This is a genomic window from Aquimarina sediminis (genome assembly GCF_002895435.1).
In the GTDB taxonomy this organism is placed as follows: domain Bacteria; phylum Bacteroidota; class Bacteroidia; order Flavobacteriales; family Flavobacteriaceae; genus Aquimarina; species Aquimarina sediminis.
Genome location: NZ_POYJ01000014.1, coordinates 44,185 through 62,951, shown reverse-complemented (window position 1 = coordinate 62,951; position 18,767 = coordinate 44,185). Strand labels below are relative to the sequence as shown.

General features: G+C 31.9%; 20 protein-coding genes. 14 read left to right on the top strand and 6 right to left on the bottom strand.

What is annotated here, in order from left to right:
- Positions 1-22 precede the first annotated feature (22 nt).
- The 5 genes from C1X07_RS25130 to C1X07_RS21865 form a co-directional block, all read right to left on the bottom strand.
- Entirely contained in the window at positions 23-160 is a 138-nt protein-coding gene (locus C1X07_RS25130; protein WP_164914226.1) for a hypothetical protein, read from the bottom strand.
- Positions 161-199: 39 nt separating this feature from the next.
- The gene (locus tag C1X07_RS25125; RefSeq protein WP_164914225.1) at positions 200-376 is read right to left on the bottom strand and encodes a hypothetical protein; all 177 of its coding nucleotides are present in this window, start codon (positions 374-376) and stop codon (positions 200-202) included.
- A gap of 624 nt (positions 377-1,000) precedes the next feature.
- Complete coding sequence (locus C1X07_RS21875; protein WP_103072182.1) at positions 1,001-1,735, bottom strand: hypothetical protein; 735 nt, start codon at positions 1,733-1,735, stop codon at positions 1,001-1,003.
- A 26-nt stretch (positions 1,736-1,761) separates the two neighbouring features.
- Positions 1,762-2,412: a DUF6515 family protein gene (locus C1X07_RS21870; RefSeq protein WP_103072181.1), complete on the bottom strand. Its 651-nt coding sequence runs from the start codon at positions 2,410-2,412 to the stop codon at positions 1,762-1,764.
- Between the two features lie 158 nt (positions 2,413-2,570).
- Positions 2,571-3,596, bottom strand: coding sequence for a S1C family serine protease (locus C1X07_RS21865; RefSeq protein WP_103072180.1), 1,026 nt, complete (start codon positions 3,594-3,596; stop codon positions 2,571-2,573).
- Positions 3,597-3,736: 140 nt separating this feature from the next.
- On the opposite strand from C1X07_RS21865, the gene C1X07_RS21860 reads away from it, so the two are divergent.
- From C1X07_RS21860 to C1X07_RS21840, 5 genes are all read left to right on the top strand, one after another.
- A complete protein-coding gene (locus tag C1X07_RS21860) occupies positions 3,737-4,789 on the top strand; it encodes an adenylate/guanylate cyclase domain-containing protein (protein WP_103072179.1) in 1,053 nt (350 codons plus the stop codon).
- A 103-nt stretch (positions 4,790-4,892) separates the two neighbouring features.
- Positions 4,893-6,047, top strand: coding sequence for an FAD-dependent monooxygenase (locus tag C1X07_RS21855; protein ID WP_103072178.1), 1,155 nt, complete (start codon positions 4,893-4,895; stop codon positions 6,045-6,047).
- A gap of 233 nt (positions 6,048-6,280) precedes the next feature.
- Complete coding sequence (locus C1X07_RS21850; RefSeq protein ID WP_103072177.1) at positions 6,281-7,477, top strand: imelysin family protein; 1,197 nt, start codon at positions 6,281-6,283, stop codon at positions 7,475-7,477.
- A gap of 99 nt (positions 7,478-7,576) precedes the next feature.
- Positions 7,577-8,998, top strand: a complete 1,422-nt coding sequence (locus C1X07_RS21845; protein WP_103072253.1) for a di-heme oxidoreductase family protein — start codon at positions 7,577-7,579, stop codon at positions 8,996-8,998.
- Between the two features lie 2 nt (positions 8,999-9,000).
- Complete coding sequence (locus C1X07_RS21840) at positions 9,001-10,104, top strand: imelysin family protein (protein WP_103072176.1); 1,104 nt, start codon at positions 9,001-9,003, stop codon at positions 10,102-10,104.
- 108 nt (positions 10,105-10,212) lie between these two features.
- On the opposite strand, the gene C1X07_RS21835 is transcribed toward C1X07_RS21840, so the two are convergent.
- On the bottom strand, positions 10,213-10,647 hold the full coding sequence (locus C1X07_RS21835; RefSeq protein ID WP_103072175.1) for a hypothetical protein: 435 nt from the start codon (positions 10,645-10,647) through the stop codon (positions 10,213-10,215).
- A gap of 245 nt (positions 10,648-10,892) precedes the next feature.
- Between C1X07_RS21835 and C1X07_RS21830 the strand changes: the two genes are divergently transcribed.
- The 9 genes from C1X07_RS21830 to C1X07_RS21790 all read left to right on the top strand — a co-directional run bounded on the left by C1X07_RS21830 (position 10,893) and on the right by C1X07_RS21790 (position 18,755).
- Positions 10,893-11,396 carry a hypothetical protein gene (locus C1X07_RS21830; RefSeq protein ID WP_103072174.1) on the top strand — a complete coding sequence of 168 codons (504 nt, stop codon included), beginning with the start codon at positions 10,893-10,895 and terminating at the stop codon, positions 11,394-11,396.
- A 273-nt stretch (positions 11,397-11,669) separates the two neighbouring features.
- The gene (locus C1X07_RS21825; protein WP_103072173.1) at positions 11,670-12,410 is read left to right on the top strand and encodes a hypothetical protein; all 741 of its coding nucleotides are present in this window, start codon (positions 11,670-11,672) and stop codon (positions 12,408-12,410) included.
- 1 nt (position 12,411) lies between these two features.
- The gene (locus tag C1X07_RS21820) at positions 12,412-13,056 is read left to right on the top strand and encodes a hypothetical protein (RefSeq protein ID WP_103072172.1); all 645 of its coding nucleotides are present in this window, start codon (positions 12,412-12,414) and stop codon (positions 13,054-13,056) included.
- Positions 13,057-13,209: 153 nt separating this feature from the next.
- A complete protein-coding gene (locus C1X07_RS21815) occupies positions 13,210-13,893 on the top strand; it encodes a hypothetical protein (RefSeq protein WP_103072171.1) in 684 nt (227 codons plus the stop codon).
- Between the two features lie 204 nt (positions 13,894-14,097).
- Positions 14,098-15,261 (top strand): FAD-dependent monooxygenase, encoded by a 1,164-nt coding sequence (locus C1X07_RS21810; protein ID WP_103072170.1) that lies wholly within the window; start codon positions 14,098-14,100, stop codon positions 15,259-15,261.
- 649 nt (positions 15,262-15,910) lie between these two features.
- Positions 15,911-16,750, top strand: coding sequence for a class I SAM-dependent methyltransferase (locus tag C1X07_RS21805; protein WP_103072169.1), 840 nt, complete (start codon positions 15,911-15,913; stop codon positions 16,748-16,750).
- Positions 16,740-16,946, top strand: a complete 207-nt coding sequence (locus tag C1X07_RS21800) for a hypothetical protein (RefSeq protein ID WP_103072168.1) — start codon at positions 16,740-16,742, stop codon at positions 16,944-16,946. The genes C1X07_RS21805 and C1X07_RS21800 overlap by 11 nt, the downstream gene beginning before the upstream one ends.
- 216 nt (positions 16,947-17,162) lie before the next feature.
- Positions 17,163-17,990 (top strand): LytR/AlgR family response regulator transcription factor, encoded by an 828-nt coding sequence (locus C1X07_RS21795; RefSeq protein WP_103072167.1) that lies wholly within the window; start codon positions 17,163-17,165, stop codon positions 17,988-17,990.
- 114 nt (positions 17,991-18,104) lie between these two features.
- Positions 18,105-18,755, top strand: a complete 651-nt coding sequence (locus tag C1X07_RS21790; protein WP_103072166.1) for a CPBP family intramembrane glutamic endopeptidase — start codon at positions 18,105-18,107, stop codon at positions 18,753-18,755.
- Positions 18,756-18,767: the final 12 nt, after the last annotated feature.

The window sequence follows — 18,767 nt, the reverse complement described above, 5'->3', positions numbered from 1 at the left end:
TTATTTTTTTGTTTTTGACTTGTTATATGAATAAAAATGCATTTTCGTCATTTTCATAACCAGAAAGAATTTCTTTATACTTTTTTACCTCTTTCTGTTGCATTACTCTGTCTTTAATTTCCTTTGAGATGTTATCTAAAATTGATTGAATCCTTTTCATCTAATTATATATTATCATTTAACATTTGATACTGCTACTCTAGTTTCTCATTGCTATACCAGCACCTATACCTAATTCTTCTAACTTACTGTATAGCCTTGTCATACTTTCTTTACACTTCTTAATCCAGTTAGCTAGTACTTGTTTAACTGTTGGTTGTTTTACTACTGTAGTCGTTTTGTGATTGTATACGATTCTAAAGTTTGTTGTTTCCATTTTCGTTATTTTTTGTTTTGTTTATTGGTAACTATTTTTCTTTATTTTCTTACGCAAATGTACTTCGGTACTGATAGAGTTTTTTTGACTTTTTAAGTGAAGTGACCAAAATAACAAGTGAACTAACCTAATCATATAGTGAGCTTTATTTAGCCTAACATTTTTATATTCGATCTTCCTGATTTTATTTGAATATTACCGAGTTCTACTAGAATCATCCCATACTACTTTAAGCGTTTTCGTATGTAACTAAATAGATTTATTGAGTCATTTCTTGGCTTAGCCTATTAGCCATAAATAAGTCATTGTTATGCTACTTTTTAAAGCAAATATGATATAGCACCTTCTTTATTCTATATTCACATCCTTACATAAAACACTAAAGAATCCATATCATAACCGTCCTTAGGTCCTAAAAAACATTCCATAAGGTGTTATCATATTGATTATAAATGACTTTGAAGCGACCAACAGGTGGTTACAAACAGTCTATAGAGGGTGTTGAGCCATTAAGAAGCCCTGATAGGTGTAGGTAGACGACCTAAAGAGGGTTAATTCCCATATGATGACGCAAAAAAAAACCTTCTATTATATAATAAAAGGGTTACTCGAGAGTCATCAATCTTACCTCACTCTTCTCTTTTTGTAATAGTCATGTTCATTACGTTCATCTCGATCGTCATTGCGTTCTCTTCTGTCCTCATGTCTCTCTCGGTTATCTTCGGCTAATTCTCTTTTTGTGGCTATAATATCTTCATTTAGAGATGCTAAAAACTCATACATAAGTTTTTTGTTGGCAATTGATTTATCTACTGTATTGGGGCTAAAAGAAAAATTAAATCCTCTTAGTTTACTTAAAATTAGTGCTTGACGTTCTGCTCGTGCTATTTGTGCTTCAAAATCTCTCACATCGTCTCTACGATCTCGTTTATCATCTCTCATATTTGCTTTATCCCGAGCCAGATCTTTTTGATCATCTCTTCTATCATATCTACCTCTGTTGCTATCATCCTTATCTCGTCTAATTTCTCTTCTATCCGTTCTTATTTCTGCAGAACTTTGGGCTATTTCGTTTCTGGCTTTTAATGCTTTGACTTCGCTTTGCTTTACTTCTCGAATCATATCATTAATAATATCTTGCTTTTGCTTATTCACTCTTATAGTATTATGTTCATCAAAAGCCGTTTTAAATGTTGCTAGTTTAACTTTTAAAGCATTTAACTCCTTTATATCTCTTTCCAAATCCCTTTTCCCTTCTGCTATTTGTTTTGTGTTTTGAATAGCTTCTTTAGCATTCTGTGCATTACTGCTAAAACTAGCTAAGACAAGGATAATCGTTAGGTTTTTTATAATTTTCATATACATATATTTTGAATGTTATTTTGTTAATTTTCTTTATTTATATAAACTACTTCGTAGGCTGTATTACCATCAAATGTGGATACTCTTTTATATAGTACATTATTGAAATCATAGAATATTTTACCGTCTATTATTACCTCCTCGGCATCTTCATGGATATCTGTGATCAAAGTTCCCACGGGAGGATAAGTAACCTCATATCTTACCTCTTCAGAAGAAGGAGTACTTGTTTTTGTATAATACACTCCAGAATGGTAAAAATATATTGACGGACCTACAGTTATACTCACATACCCTACTGGTAAAACAGTTATTCTAAATCCTGATGGGGGTAGTACTACTGTATATGCATCATTATATACTGTATAATAAATCCCTGCGTAATAAAAATATGGTAAGCCCAGATACATTACACGCATATGATGCCTTGGCAATGTCCTTACAACTCGATGATGTCTTGGATATCGGTAATGTGGATTTCGATAGATGGGTTGGGTTCTGTAACGTCCATCTCTATAGTGATCTGTTCCTACAGATCTTCTGTTATCATAATCACGATATACTTTGGTGTCTTTACTGGCTACTCCTCCTTTTCTTTGTGCCAGAACTGGTTGTATACCAAAAAATGAAACGAGTACTAAAATGATTGTGGCTACTTTGGGTATAGTTTTCATACTGATTTGTTTTACATTATACTATCCAAATCTTTTGGATTTCTTTGTACAAATGTATCTACAATCAATATGGTTAAAGGCTAATTACCCAGTGAAGCAAACAAATCGGGAGGTGAAGTTACCTGATCTTAAGGTGAAGGTTTTTTGTCTTAAAAAAACTATTGCTTATCAAAGCTAATTGTCCCTATTTTACCTCCTCGTAGAATAGTAATTGAAATTTTATCTCCTTTCTTATACTTTTTCAGTTTTTCTTTAATGAGTGTACCAGAATCATCATTCTCAAATTTTATTCCTGCAATTTCAAGGATAACATCTCCTCCTACCAGAATATCCATCCCATCTATCGTTGCTTGAATATCTCCTCCTCTAAGTCCAAGTTTACCAGCAGCTCCTTTGGTTGATGTATTAAGAATCAACAACCCTGATTCTTGGGGTACATTAAGAACTCTTGCGATATTTCCAGTAATTAACATTGCCTCCATTCCGGTCCATAGGTTTGCTTCTTCCATTAACAATCGTTTGGCGACATTAGAAGAAATAGCAAATCCAATACCATCAAATCCACCAGAGGTTGTATATATCCTACTTGCAACCCCTATTACCTCTCCCTTCATGTTAAACATTGGACCTCCAGAATTACCAGGGTTTATCGCGGCATCTGTTTGCAAAAATTCTGTTTTCACAAAATCATTGCTTAGATTTTCGGGAATAAATCTTCCGCTTAAAATTCCTCTGGACAACGATTGTTTAAATCCATGAGGAGCTCCTAATACAAATACATCCTCTCCAATCATAACTTCATCAGAGTTCCCTATTTTAACAACTTTTTTATTTTTCAGTTCAAAACCATTTATAATCTTTATCAAAGCTACATCTGCCTGCGGATTAGAAGATAGAACTTCTGCTTCATATCGATCTCCATCTACAAACTCTACAGATACCACTTCTGCTGATTGTACAACATGCGATGCTGTCCAGATTAATCCTTTATCCGAAATCAAAACGCCAGACCCTTGAGAAGATTGAGTAACCAGTTTTTTATGAGTGCCTTCACCATCAGACTCTACACTTACTACATCGATAACCACCACAGAAGAATTTATGGTTTCATATAATTCAGAAAGGTTTTGACTATGGATTGCTACAGCAAAAAACAGAGAAATAATAACTGTGATTTTTTTCATTTTATTGGTTAGTTGTTACAGAACAAAGGTAACTCTATTTCAAATAGTACCATGGATAAAAAAATCAATTAATCCTTGAATTCTTAAAATTGTTTCTTCAATGTTTTTGTATTTTCGCCGTACCATAAAACACGAGATTAATGAATTATAAGTGGCTAAGAACTGTCTCTAAATTTACTATTGGATGGATAATCTCTTCGCTTATCTGGGAAATCACAAGAGGATTCAGTTTTGAACCTCTTCTTACCAAAATAAATATTGATTTTCCATTCTTAACCATTCTTCCGATATTACTCTTTGTTTCATTATTTGCCGGAGTTACGTTTGGCAGTGTACAATACTTTAGTGATCATTCCATTAGAAGAATAATGTCTTTTAGAGCCACGCTCCTCAAAGGGCTTGTTATTCATGTTCTCATAATGGTAATTATCTATTTATTTATCTACATATTTCTAAGAATAACTGGTCTAAGTCCAGACTTACTATTTATCGATTTTTTGGACAACCCTATTATTATTGTCAATTTAATCTATTCGATACTTACGAATAGTATTATTGTAATTGTATTGCAAATCAATAAATTATTAGGTAGTGGTAATTTACTAAAGTTAATAACCGGAAAGTTTTATACCCCCCGTGAAGAATTTAGAGTTTTTATGTTTTTGGATCTAAAATCGTCTACGACTATTGCCGAAAAATTAGGACATATAAAATATAGCAGGTTCATACAAGATTGTTTTTTTGATTTATCTGTAGTAGAAAAACATAAAGCTGAAGTATATCAATATGTTGGGGACGAAGTTGTTTTAACATGGAAGATAAAAAAGAACACTCCTATAAACGATTGCCTGAAAGCCTTCTTTGCTTTTAAAAATCAATTAATTGCAAGGACTAATTATTATGACAAAACATATGGTGTTGTTCCTTATTTTAAAGCAGGAATGGATCTGGGGATGGTAACAGTTGTCGAAGTAGGTAGTTTAAAACGAGAGATAGCGTACCATGGTGATACGCTAAATATAGCTGCAAGAATTCAGGAACAATGTAAAGTCTTTGATGCATCATTCTTGATTTCGGGTACTACTTTTGAATATGTTAAAAAGGATAAGACCTTTACCTACCAAAATATGGGAGAAACCAAATTAAGGGGAAAAGAAAACACTACTTCTATATATAGTGTAGTAAAAAAGTAAGTTTAGAGATCTTTATTTACAAGTTAATAGATTCATACCGGAATTTGATATAGATCAAATAATTCTTGATTTTTTGTATCGATCTTTGTAAAAACATAAGATTATGAATCTTACAATATTAGGAGGTGGAATAGGTGGATTAACCACAGCCTTATGTTTAGAAAAACTAAACATACCTTTCAAATTATACGAACAAGCAAAAGAAATAAAAGCTATCGGCTCCGGGATTTGGTTATCGCCAAATGCATTACAAGTGATAAACTGGATCGATAACGATTTACTTAAGGAGATTGTTATGCAAGGAAATGCCCTCGATAGGATTACGGTAGCAGATCATAAACTAAATACTATATCCGATTCTGATCAAGGTTTTGTAAGAGAAAAATTTGGTTTTACTACGGTAGCAATACATCGTGGTATTTTACAAAAGATTTTGTTCAATTTTGCCAGTAAAAAAAATATTTATCTTGATAAGAAGTCAATCTCTTTTGAAAAAGAAGAAGCTAACTCTTATACTATTACATTCGAAGATGGTAGCCTTATTAAAACAAATTCAGTAATAGGTGCAGATGGTATACATTCCAAAATTAGAAAACACGTGTTTCCTGATAGTAAATTAAGATATACCGGGCAAACTTGTTGGAGAGGAGTATCATCATACGTTCTACCTCAAAACTTACATGCTACAGGTCTCACTCTTTGGGGGCAAAAGCTACAATTCGGTATTTCTAAAATTGCAGAGGATAAAGTGTATTGGTTTGCAGTTAAAAAAAGTAACCCTAATCTCAAGGATGATAAAAATAACCTAAAAATAAAATTAGAAAAAATGTTTTCTGGATTTGATCCAATGGTTAATGGGATCATTAATGATACCCCCTCTGATCAAATTATAAGAACCGATTTATATGATCTAGAATTATTGAATGCATGGAATACCGAGCATATTTGCTTAATAGGTGATGCAGCACACAGTATGACTCCAGATTTGGGACAAGGAGGTGCTCAAGCTATTGAGGATGCATTTTACTTAGCAAATATCTTACAGAAACAAAAAGATACTCAAAAAGCCTTTCAGATGTTTTTTGAAACAAGAAAAAAGAAAGTTCAAAAACTGGTTAAACAATCACGAATAACATCAAAAATAGCTATCACTAATCCCGTGGGCGAAAAAATTAGAAATTTTGTACTCCGAAATACACCTGAAAAATACATTCAAAATCAAATGATTGATCTGTATACCTTAAAATTTCCAAATTAAAAAAATCTCAAAAAGGACTTATCACATTTGGTCACCGTAATGAAGGTAGGTACCACCTTGTTAATTTCTTATATGTTTCCCCCTCTCTTCTTCTATCTAAAGGATAAGGCTTCATAGATTGAACAATCAATCCTCTTAAAAACAATTTAAATTTAATCTAAATAAACTTGTATACTACACTGCTAACATTTAGATTTGTATTAGTATTTATAACTAGTCTAAATAAAAGTGAAATGAAAATTAAAATTCAAGGTATAGCCTTAATTGCATGTGCTGTTCTAGGTATTACAGGATGTAGTGACGATGATGACAACACATTAGGTAATACTGTATCAAAATCTGAAGTTATCGAAAACTACGCAGATATTGTTTACCAATCCTATAAAGATTCTTACGATAAAGCTTTAGAAATGCAAACTGCCATTAACGCATTTGTAGACAGCCCAACAGAAAATAGTCTTCAGGCTGCCAAAGGTGCTTGGTTAGAAGCCAGAGAACCTTACGGACAAACAGAAGCATACCGTGAGTCTAGTGGACCAATTGATGAGGGTAAAACCGAAGGGCAACTTAATGCTTGGCCTTTAGATGAAAATTATATTGATTATGTTCGTGACAATGCCGGAGGTGTAACTTCTGAAGGTATAATCAATACTGTTGCTACAACAATTGATGAAACTACATTAATTGGTTTAAATGAAGGAACCGGAGGTAATGGTGTAATTGACAAGAATATAAGTACGGGTTACCATGCGATCGAATTTTTACTTTGGGGGCAAGATTCTGCCGACCCATCAAATGGGTTGCCAGGGCAAAGACCTTATACTGATTATGTAACAGATGGTACAGGAACCAATCAAAATCAAGACCGAAGAGGAACTTACCTAAAGGTAGTAACAAGTATTTTGGTTAAAGATCTTAAATCTCTTGTTGACACATGGATAGAAGGTGGTACATACAGAACCTCTTTCTTGAAACTACAAGAAGATGAAGCTATAAAAAATATGCTCTCAGGAATCTTCTTTATGACAGGAGAAGAACTATCTACAGAAAGAATGGCTGTTGCTGTAGAGCAAAACCAGGAAGATGAACATTCTTGTTTTTCTGATAACACCCATAGAGATATTTATACAAATGCCAAAGGTGTAAACAATGTTATATTCGGAGAATATGGTAGTATTAAAGGAGCATCGATCTATGATTTGGTAAAGCAAGCTGATGCTGCTCAGGCAGAAAAACTAAAAAGTGCTTCTGATGAGGCAACTGCAAAGATCAATGCAATTCTTAATCAAATTAGTACCAAAAAATTTGATCAACTTATAGCAGATGAAACATTAACTTCTAATGGTGTTATTATGCAAGCTGTTGGTGCTCTAAAAGATCAAGCAGAAGAAATAAGTGCTTCGGCATCTAAAATAAACATTACATTATAAGAGTCATTCGATAATTTGATGCTATTGTTTTGAAAAGTGGAGAAATTCCTCATGCGTATGCATGGGGGTTTTCTCGTTAAAAAAAGCCACATTGTTTTTATGAAAAATAAATTACTGTATTGTTTTATCTTAAGTTTTTCCTTACTGTCTGTAATTGGATGTAGTGATGATGATAAATATACCGATCCCAATACTGGAAATAGAGCTGTTTATGTAGAAGGAGAAGAACTCTTAGCAGGTACACTTACCGTTAACTCTCAAACTCCAAATGCCTTCGGAAGAGCCTTTCCTGGTCTATCCGATGAAGAACAAATATTTTTTGGTATCGGAAATTCCCTGTTTAATCAAGCATGGGTGTCCTCCCCTGCCTCTACAACAGCAAGAGATGGTTTAGGACCTACTTTTAACAGTAGGGCTTGTACCAGTTGTCATAGTAAAGATGGTCGTGGGCTTCCTATTACTGATAATTTTCTCGGATCTAATGGTTTTTTGATGAGAGTAAGTATTCCTGGAACAGGTCCAAACGGAGGACCGAACCCCGTTGTTAACTACGGGACTCAAATACAGGATAAGGCTAATAGTGGTATTTTGCATGAAGCAAAAATACGGGCTACTTACGAAATCATTGAAGGAACATATCCAGATGGGGAGAGCTATACCCTTCAAAAACCAATATATGAAATCTATGATGAGCAGTATGGATCATTACAAGGAGTACTTACCTCCCCCAGAGTAGGTACCCAAACCATTGGAATGGGGCTAATCGATGCATTACCCGACTCAGCAATATTGGTCAATGCAGATGAAAACGATGCAGATAATGATGGTATTTCAGGAAAACCAAATTATGTCTGGGATGTAAAAGAAAAACAATTAAAATTGGGGAAATACGGCTGGAAAGCCAATCAACCTACTCTGGAACAACAGGTTTTTAGTGCATTTCATGGTGATATGGGTCTTACGACTTCCTTTTTGCCCAACAATAATTGCGAAAGTGCTCAATTAGACTGTATCGGAGCACCAAATGGCGGAGAACCAGAGGTGACAGACCAACAATTAGACAGAGTTGTTTTTTATCAAAGAACTCTAGCTGTTCCGATACGCAGGGATTATAAAGAAGAAGCTGTTTTAAAAGGAAAAGTCCTTTTTAACGACCTTCAATGCATATCATGTCATCAAACCAATTTTACAGCAGGAAAATCTCCTTCTACCTCATTAACCGAAGGTGTCGTTTTTAGTCCATATTCTGACTTTTTACTGCACGATATGGGAGAGGCTCTTGCCGATAACAGATCCGATTTTAGTGCTAACGGAAGAGAATGGAGAACACAACCTCTATGGGGAATTGGTTTGATAGAAACTGTAAATAATCACACTTTCTTTTTACATGATGGTCGTGCCAGAAATATAGAAGAAGCCATATTATGGCACGGTGGAGAAGCTGAAAACAGCTTAAATAAATTTAAAAACTTATCCAAAGCACAACGACAAGAACTTATTGCGTTTATAAACTCTTTATAAAAATGAAAATACACCTAAGATTCCTAAGTACCAGCATTCTAATTCTATCAGGGCTTTTTATCAACTCTTGCAAAAGTGATGATAATAATAGTGATAATCCCGACAGTATATTTAATACTCCTGAGATGCTCTCAGATATTACAACCGATGTTATATTACCTTCAATATCCGATTTTAAAGATAAAGCAATAGCACTAGAAGAAAGCATACTTAGTTTTACCTCTGATCAAACAGAAGAAAAATTAATAGCTGCACAAAATCAATGGAAAGAAACCGCAAAATCATATGCCAATATATATGTCTTTAATATCGGAAGGCCAAAAGAGCTGTTTATGCACGAATTACTGTTTAACTGGCCCACTTTTACTGAGGATATAGACAAAACTATTTCTCAAAATTTAGAAATAAATATAGAAACCATAAGTACCAGAGCCAAAGGACATACAGGAATAGAATATTTATTATTTGAAAAAACAGACGCTCCGGCAGCAGATATTCTGGTATTATTTTCTTCTACCCCTAAAAGAACTGAGTACTTAAACGTAATTGCCACCAATCTAAAAGAAAAAGCTATAGTACTCTCTGACATATGGAATGAAAATGGAGAAAATTATTCCAACACTTTTATAACCAATACAGAAACGGGATTACAAGGTTCACTAAATATGATTTTTAATGGTATGTTTAATGTAGCCGAAACTATCAAAAAGGCAAAATTAGGTAAACCAGCGGGTCTTGAGAATACAGCAAGTACCAATCCCAATATTCTTGAGGCTTTTAGAAGTAAGATATCTCTTAGCCTTATCGAAAATAATATAAGAACTATCGAAAAAGTGTATTTTAATTCGGCAAATTCAGGTATTTCTGATAATGTAGAATTCATCACTAAAAACTCAACTATTAATGACCGAATTAAAGCTCAATTTGATCTTATTTATGAAGCTCTAAACAAAATCACAATCCCTTTGCATCTTGCGATAGATCAACAAAAAGAACCTGTAGAAGAAGCATATAACGCTATTAAAACACTTGTAGTTCTATTGAATAATGAAGTAGGCAGTACATTATCTATCATCATCACTCCTACCGATAATGATGGAGATTAATTTTATAATGTGAATTGTATTTCAAAAAAAAAAGAGGCAGGCCTCGTTCCAAATAAAGAACAACGCCTGCCAACTCAACTCACTAACTAAAAGAATCTATACTATAGTTTACTGCATCATTTTCTGAGACAGTTCTTGTAACTGTGCAGATTTTGCCTGCATGTAATCACTTAGTTTTTTAACATCATCTCCAGAAAGATTCCCCATTACTTCCTGAGATTTTGTTGCCAATTCTTGTCCTTTCTTTCCAAGCTCAGCAAAAGCAGTCATATCTTTACTTTCTGCTGCTTTTTTATAGTCTTCGATATATGCTTCATAAGCATTCACATATTCTTGAACTTTTTCATCGCCAAAACTAGGAACTCCGCTAGCTGACTCTTTTGAAGTATCACCTTCTTCTTTTTCAGCTTTTTCAGCCTTCTCTGTTGATTCTGTATTTTCTGTCGTTTCAGAAGAGTCTTGTGTATCTGATTTTGCTTCGTTCTTACATGATACTGCTAATACTGCTAATACTAATGAAAGACTTAAAATTACTTTTTTCATGATTTATTTTTTGGTGTTAATTATTAAGATATTTTTTATCGTTATTGATACCACAAATTTGCGGTATCTGGTAAGGGTGCCAAACACCTTTTTCAGTGAAAAGAGAATACCCCGTAAACAGGGGGGTACTTTATCGATCCATTTTTTTGTAATCCTAAGAAAAGAGAGTATAACTTTTATATTAGCAGTATAAATTATAATTTTATAGTCTCTAGTTATCACTACATCTCATAATCCAAGCTTACATGACCCTACAAGATATTATCAATTGGTTCAGTACTAACCCAAAACTTATACTTATCTATTTTACCGTTGTTATTGTTTTATCATTATTAGGACTAGTACTGGTAAATCAAAGAAACTTTAGACCTCCTTTAAATTATATGTATGGCGCTTTGGTTTATGCCGCAACTATTCCCGGTTTGTTAGCTCTGATTATCATTCTATATAGCTTTTTCTTTTTAAAAATGAATCTGCTAGAGATGGATGTATTGACCTATTATGTTCCTGTGGCATGTATGTTTTTGTCGTTATTTATTATTCACAAAACAGTACCTATGTCCAGGATTCCTGGTTTTGACAAGCTCTCAGGGGTATTTGTAATTGTAGGGATCACTTTCGTTATAACCTATATATTGCAACGAATGTTTTTTGGTGTTTTCTTTGTTGGTAGAATTCAATATCTACTACTCTTTTTTGTAGCTATACTCATCATTCTAAGAATTGCCTGGAAAAAAATAGTAAAATAAACCTAATCCCTTTGAGCAATGAACTAATAATAAAACCCAAAATAAGATAGCTCATTAATTAAACTAATTAGACATATACTGCCCATGCATTACTTTATAAATATAAAATTCAAAAAAAATCAATGTCCAAAATAGGATATTATTGTAATTTTAATCTCCATACTAAAAAAACAGTATATTAACCGTTTATTATACGTTTACAAATGATTATAAACGTTTGTAAACGGAAGGTGTTTATATATTGTTGTTGCCACACATTTAAAAAAATCACGAATGGAAAAATGGACATCTTTAAATATGGAACTAAGAAGTTTTGTGATTTCTCGTGTTTTAAGGCTCGAACAGACTTCTAGTAGTTTGATGAAAACGATTTTACGATTGTTTAAAGACGATTTAAAAACCTTAGGGAATAAATCAAGTGCGCTCTCATTTAAATCCAAGATTGACTTGTTGTATGATTTAGAAGAAATAGATAAGACTTACTACAATCACCTTCTAAAACTAATGGAAATTAGGAATCAATTTGCACATAATCATAATGCAGTAACATTTGAATCTCTGGATGAAATCAATCCCGATATCAATAAATATTTAACTAAACATCAAGAAGATGGTTTAGATGAAAACCTACCTCGCGAAGAAAAATTAAAAATTACTTTTAATAAACTTTTCGAAATAGTTTGTGGTCGTTTATTGACAATTGAAATGGAATATCTTGATGGCGTGCAAGAAGAATATAAATCACATATAAATAATAAAGCTCTAGAAAATTTAGATGAAATTTGGAAAAGTGCATACCAAATGAATTTAGAAAAAACAGCAGAAAAAGGTCTTGCAATTATACCTACCTCATTTCAAGATGATTTAGAATTTTTCAAGCTTGCATTTAATGTTAAACTTTCTGAGTTTACTTTGAGTGAGTTGGAAAAAATAAAAAATAACAAAAAAGAGGTTTTTAGAAAAAAATTACCTGTAGAAGAAAAACTTCGAAGATTAAAAGAAGAAGAGGAATAGTATGATTTACAAACCTGACATTCGAATAAATAACCCGATTTATCTTTTAAAACAGGTTGAGGAATTATTAAAAATCGCAACTACTCATAAGAATTCATCATCATTAATTTATGCATCGCTGGAATGTAGAATAGCACTTGAATTAATGGATTTGAATTTTCTATTACATTCAGTTACAGCAAGCGAAAGAGAACAAATTATTATAGATTCAAAACCGTTTAAAGGAATTGACAGAGTTAATAGGAAAGTTGGAGTTTTAAAACAAAAATATCAATATTTCCTTCAATGTGTTTGCGAATTATTGGATGTTGGAATAGAGTATTATGATTATAAAAAATCAAAAGATTTACAGTACAAAGTCAGCACCTATATTCATTCTTATCATATGACCAACGAAGAATTGGAATATGAATCAGAAGATATGAAGATTTGTTATAATTTAATTTTGGAAGTGGACGAATTTATCAAATCATCGTTACCAGAAAAAGATGGAACATATACAATGATTGGAATGGAAATAGCATCAATGCCAGAAGAAGACAGACAAGTTCTGAACGATTGGAAAACGTCTAATACAATGACTTATGAAGAAATGAAAGAAATTCTATCCGAGAATATAAGGTTGCGAAGAGAAAAAACTGAATAAAAACGTGTGGCAACAACGCGTATAATTCATTGCTAGTATTCGCCTACTTACGAAAATCCTCGCGGATTTTCTATTCGGTTTGTATTTGCTAAATTAGTTGCTGAAACACGCAACGAAATCATACACAAACACGTTGGCAATAATTTGGTTGGTATGTTGAAAAAAGATTTAATAAAAAAGTTCCATCCCTCAGAGATTAGTTTTTTTCTAAATCCCAAAAGTATTTCACTTCAGTTATTTATTACACAAACTATTACCTATCTAATATCCGAAAAAGTCTTAAAAATTGAAGTAAATGAAGGGTTTGAAAATCAATTCTCAACAAAAAAACTGATTATTTCTATTGGTGATTTTTTTGATGATTATAGGTTTATAGATCTTGAAATACCTTTTTTGGTAATGTTTAAAGTAAATAAAGACTTAAAAATTGAATTGTTTGATTTCATTAATGATTACCTGAATAAAAAAGAAGAAAAATGGAAATTGGACCTTCTAAATTCAAAGAATCTCCATAATTATTTTATTAATCAATTGGAATTGAATAAAGTTGGAAAAGAGTTACAATTTCAATTAGAAAATTATATCAATACACTTAATGTCAAGACAGAAACTGAATATCTACATCTTGTAAATTTAAATCATTCAAATGCCTCCTCTGATTATCATAAAGACGAACCATCAATGAAAAAGAGTGTTTATATTAAAGATTCCTCTTTTATCCAATCAGAATTGGTCACCTTAATTTATGAAATGTCCATTAAGGCCATTTCTGATAGAAAGAAATACAATACTGGTTTGAAATGGAAAAATTACAATACTGGTGGTGTTGGCGGATAATTAAAAAAAATGTTAACATTATACATAAAATCAGAGCAAAATTTAATGCTTTATCAAAAGGTCATTTCCTTTTTGCAATAGCACTAGATTTTTATAAGTTTAACAAAGAAATATAAATACGCATGTGTATCAATTAGTGTAGAGTTTAGGTGTATTTGCCTTGCTCAGATTCATATATTTAGCGTTAGTGGCAATAAAACGAAGATGAAAACAACGGATAAAATTACAATCATTGGAGGAGGAATAGGAGGCTTAACAATGGCTTTAACCTTACAAAGGAACAATCAAAAGTTCAAACTCTTTGAAAAATCTGAAGAGTTTAAAGAAGTAGGAGCTGGAATTGGAATTGCTTCTAATGCCCTAAAAATATTTGACAAGCTGAATGTAGGAAAGAAATTAAGGGAAGAAGGACATTTGCTCAAAAAAACCATACTGGCTACCGAAAAGCTAAAGCCTCTAAAAACAGTTCCTTTTCCTGAAGAAGTCTATTGTATTCACAGAGCTTCTATCATTGATACACTCTCAAATGAACTGGACAAAGACTCATATGAGCTAAACAAGGAAGTTGAAAGTGTTGAAAATAAAGAAAATATAAAGATCAAATTTAAGGACAATACATTTTCAGAATTTGACACCTTGATTGCCGCTGATGGAATTAATTCTACTATCAGGAAAACGGTTTTCCCCGAAATTGAAATAAGACCTGCTAATCAGGTTATTTGGAGGGGGATTACAAAATTTGATATCAATGATGATTTAAAACATACATACTACGAACTCTTTGAAGGTGGCTTGCGGTTTTTGTTTCTGCCATTGAATGAGACCGAAATGTTTTGGTTGGCTGTTCAGAAAAAAAAGAACTTCAGTAAAAATTCAACAACTTCTATAAAAAATTATTTATTAGACACATACCGTGATTTTCACCCTATAGTATTGGATTTGCTGAATGGAACAGCAGAAAGTAACATCCTGCAAAATGAATTGGCTGACATTGAACCCAATTATAAAGATTGGTTTAAAAACAATGTTGTTTTTATTGGTGATTCTATTCATGCTACAACACCAAACTTAGGGCAAGGAGCCTGTCAGGCAATTGAAGATGCCTATACTTTAGGACTTTGTTTAAAAAACAATGAGAGTAATACTTTTTCCGAATACCAAAATATCCGATCAAAAAAAGTTAAATACATAGTGAAGCAATCATGGAAAATCGGAAAAATGTCATTGATTAAAAATGGCTTGCAAAAAATGTTGCTCCATTTATTGATAAGATATTTTCCAAAAAGACAATATCAAAGAAGATTTAACAAGGTGATTGATATTAAATATTTAAATGAGTTAGAAAATACAACCGTTAACATTGTATAAGCATAATGAGGACTAGAATATAAGACGAAAACGAATAGAATATTAACAAACATATCGGCAAACTGAAAGTGAAAAGCTTCTAATCCTACACTACCCTCATACTTGACTATTAGCAGCAATTAAAACTATTTGAATCACAACAGAACACATTTAAAAAAGGATTATTTGAGATTAACACTCACGAATTTAATAATACAAGAAACTTTTATTTAAAGAATAATGTTAAACTACAACAATTCAATGACAATTTTGAAATTACATTAGGACATTATAAATACAAAGGGAAATTCACCGAATACAAGAAATAATAAAATATAGTTAACATTATGTAACATGTTTTAAAACGTATTTTATATTTAGCGTAGCCTTTAATTAAAACCAACAGGCAAAAAATAACGAAGAATTTCTATATTTGTAATCTGTTATACTAATTCGACATATTATCTGAGTCTTTCTAAAAAGACAATCTCGAAAAAAAGAGAATGAACGCATAGAAATCTTCTGATTTTTTTAATGCACAGATAGTTACATCCAATTTATTTTACCAAGCCTTAAACAAAATAGTTGATTATCTAATCGATTGTATTATCACTTTACAATGTATTCAATTCAATACTTTAAAATGTGATAATAGCACAAAGAATTAAAAATGAAAAAGAAACAGTTAATTAGTAGAAACATAGAAGTATTTTACAATAAAGTATCCGAAGAAACCAGGCTCAACAAAGGAATGGGAGTATTTGAATTTGAAAGAATCAAATTACTCATAGAAAAATATATCCCTGCTTCATCATCAAAAATAATTGATATTGGTGGCGGTACAGGAAAATACTCAGAATGGCTTGCAAAAAAAGGACATCAAGTACATTTGGTAGAGCCAATTCCCAAACATATCAAATTAGCCCAAAATAGAGCGAATAGGCTAAAAAACAAATTTTCTATTCAACTGGGCGAATCTAGAAAACTGAACTTTAAAAACAATTTTGCCGACTTAATAATACTTCATGGACCACTTTACCATCTTCAAAAAAAAGAGGATAGAGATTTAACAATTTGTGAGGCCAAAAGAGTCTTAAAAAATGATGGGATTATATTAGCTTTTGCCATTAATTATACGGCATCAACTTTGGTCGGTCTTTTAAATGGGCTAATTCATAAAAAATCATTTTTTGAAATGTGTAAAGAGGAATTGACGTCGGGAATCCACAACCCACCAGATACTTTTCCTTGGCTCTTAGCAGAAGCATATTATCATAAACCCGAACAACTAAAAGACGAATTTATAAATCAAGAATTAACCCACATTAACACTTACGCCGTTGAAGGAATAGCTTGGTTAGACAAAGATTATTTTACCAATATGCTAAACATCAAAAGAAAAAAAGCATTGACAGAACTTATAAAAATAACAGAAAACGACAGCTATCTTTTACCTTTTAGCCCACATATGATGATAGCTGTAAAAAAAGAAAATACCTATGGAAAATAAAGACAGATATTTAAACGCTTTAATTGAGAATAACGGAAAACTAAATGAAATAGATCTTGGTCAAAGAATTGGTCTCAATGATAATGAAACTAGAGAGATAATTACTCAACTTCTATCCGAATATAAAATTGAATATTCGGAGTATAAGAATTGTGATTATAACATTATGAAAAAAGGAAAAAATAACAACAAGTAATAATGTAAAAAAATAGGCAGACATAGGCTTACCAAAGGTCTTTGTTTATTTACAAAGTCATCAAAGATAAAACTTGGCATTTCAACAGTAAAAATAAAAGCAAAAGACTATATTTGGCTTAATACCAAATATAAACGAAGTGCTTACCACCTACCCTATGTTTTTTGTACCCAACATTAGTTTGTCTAAATACCAAGACGATAGATTAAATTTTTAATGAAAACAATAATTAGCTCTTCTAAAAAATTCATTAATTTTTCACATTTTTGGGTTAGAAATAGTCTTATCATTGTTATAATTTCCATTTTATCAAACCACCTTTTTGAGCCAGAGAATTTTCCTTTTAATAAAAACTACAAATTTCCTTTATTCCCTATTGTTGTATCAATAATTTCAGGAATTACAATAATTCTTATCGCCCGTTTTAATTTTAAATATTTTAAAAATAAATACTTCACTAAAAAAGTTAACACGCAAATACTATTGCGTTTCCTATTTTCAACTTTAGGTTATATTACAATACTATATCTCTTTTTATATTATACTTTAAATGGTTTGATTAATGGAATTGAATCATACAGTATTTATCATCTGCTAACTGGGCTTTCAGTCTCCCTACTAATATGTACTCTAGGAATTGCTCTTTTATTTTCAATTGATATTTATAAACTTCACAAACTTATCTCCATAAAAGGTACACTTAAAGTTCAACAAGGAGGTAAAATAAGTTTAGTTGAGTATCCTGAAATTGCCTTTATATATAGTGAAAACAAAATAGTTTATATTGTAAAAACAGATGGAACTACAATTAGTACAGATTTCACACTCAATGAAGTTGAAAATAAAGTCAGTGAACAAAGTTTTTTTAGAGCAAATAGGCAAATTATTCTTCATATCCGTTCTATTGAACAAGTACAGTCAATAGAAAATGGAAAATTATCCGTGCTGCTTAAACCTAGTCTTGCCAGCGAGCAAGCTTTTCAAATAAACATCAGTAGATATAAAAAACAAGAATTTATGAACTGGTTTAAGGGTAAGCTATAAAATACAATGGTTATTCAGCTATTATTTTAATACCATTCAGTTCAAATACCTGGTTTATCCCCTTTTTTCTTGATTTATCGTTATTAATTCGCTTAAAATTTAAAACGATAAAAAATGAATAAAGCCTTTTTAACTACAAAATTGACACCAGTAATCGCTATAATTCTTTGCTGTGTTTTATACCTGTCAGGATATTTTCAAATGATTATAGCGGCTTTATTATTATTAATAGCAAGTGCAATAGAATACAAAAAAGATCTTTTTGGCTCCTTAGGTTTTCAACGTAAAGGAATAAACATAAAGAATCTATTAATCGTAGCACCTCTATTGGGTATAGCTATATTCTTGTTTTATGGTTATATACTAACGCCAAGTGTTACCTATCTTACAGGGCAACCTATAGATTTTTCTGTATTTGAACCCTATCAGGGAAACTTGCCCGCTACACTAAGCTTATTTGCTCGTATTTGGGTTTCAGCTGCATTTGGTGAAGAAATTGTATTTAGAGGGTACCTAATGAGACAATTTACCAAGTTTTTTGGATCAAGTAAAATTAGCCTTGCTATTAACATTTTACTATTTGGATTTATTTTTGGTTTATCACACGCATATCAAGGAGTAAGTGGACAGATTTTATCAGGTATTACAGGAATGCTTTTGGCTGTTATTTTTCATATCCGAAAGAGCGATTTGTGGTTCAATATCGCTGTTCACGGATTTATTGACACTGTTGCATTAGTATATATATATTATGGTTGGCTTTAATAATAAAAAAGT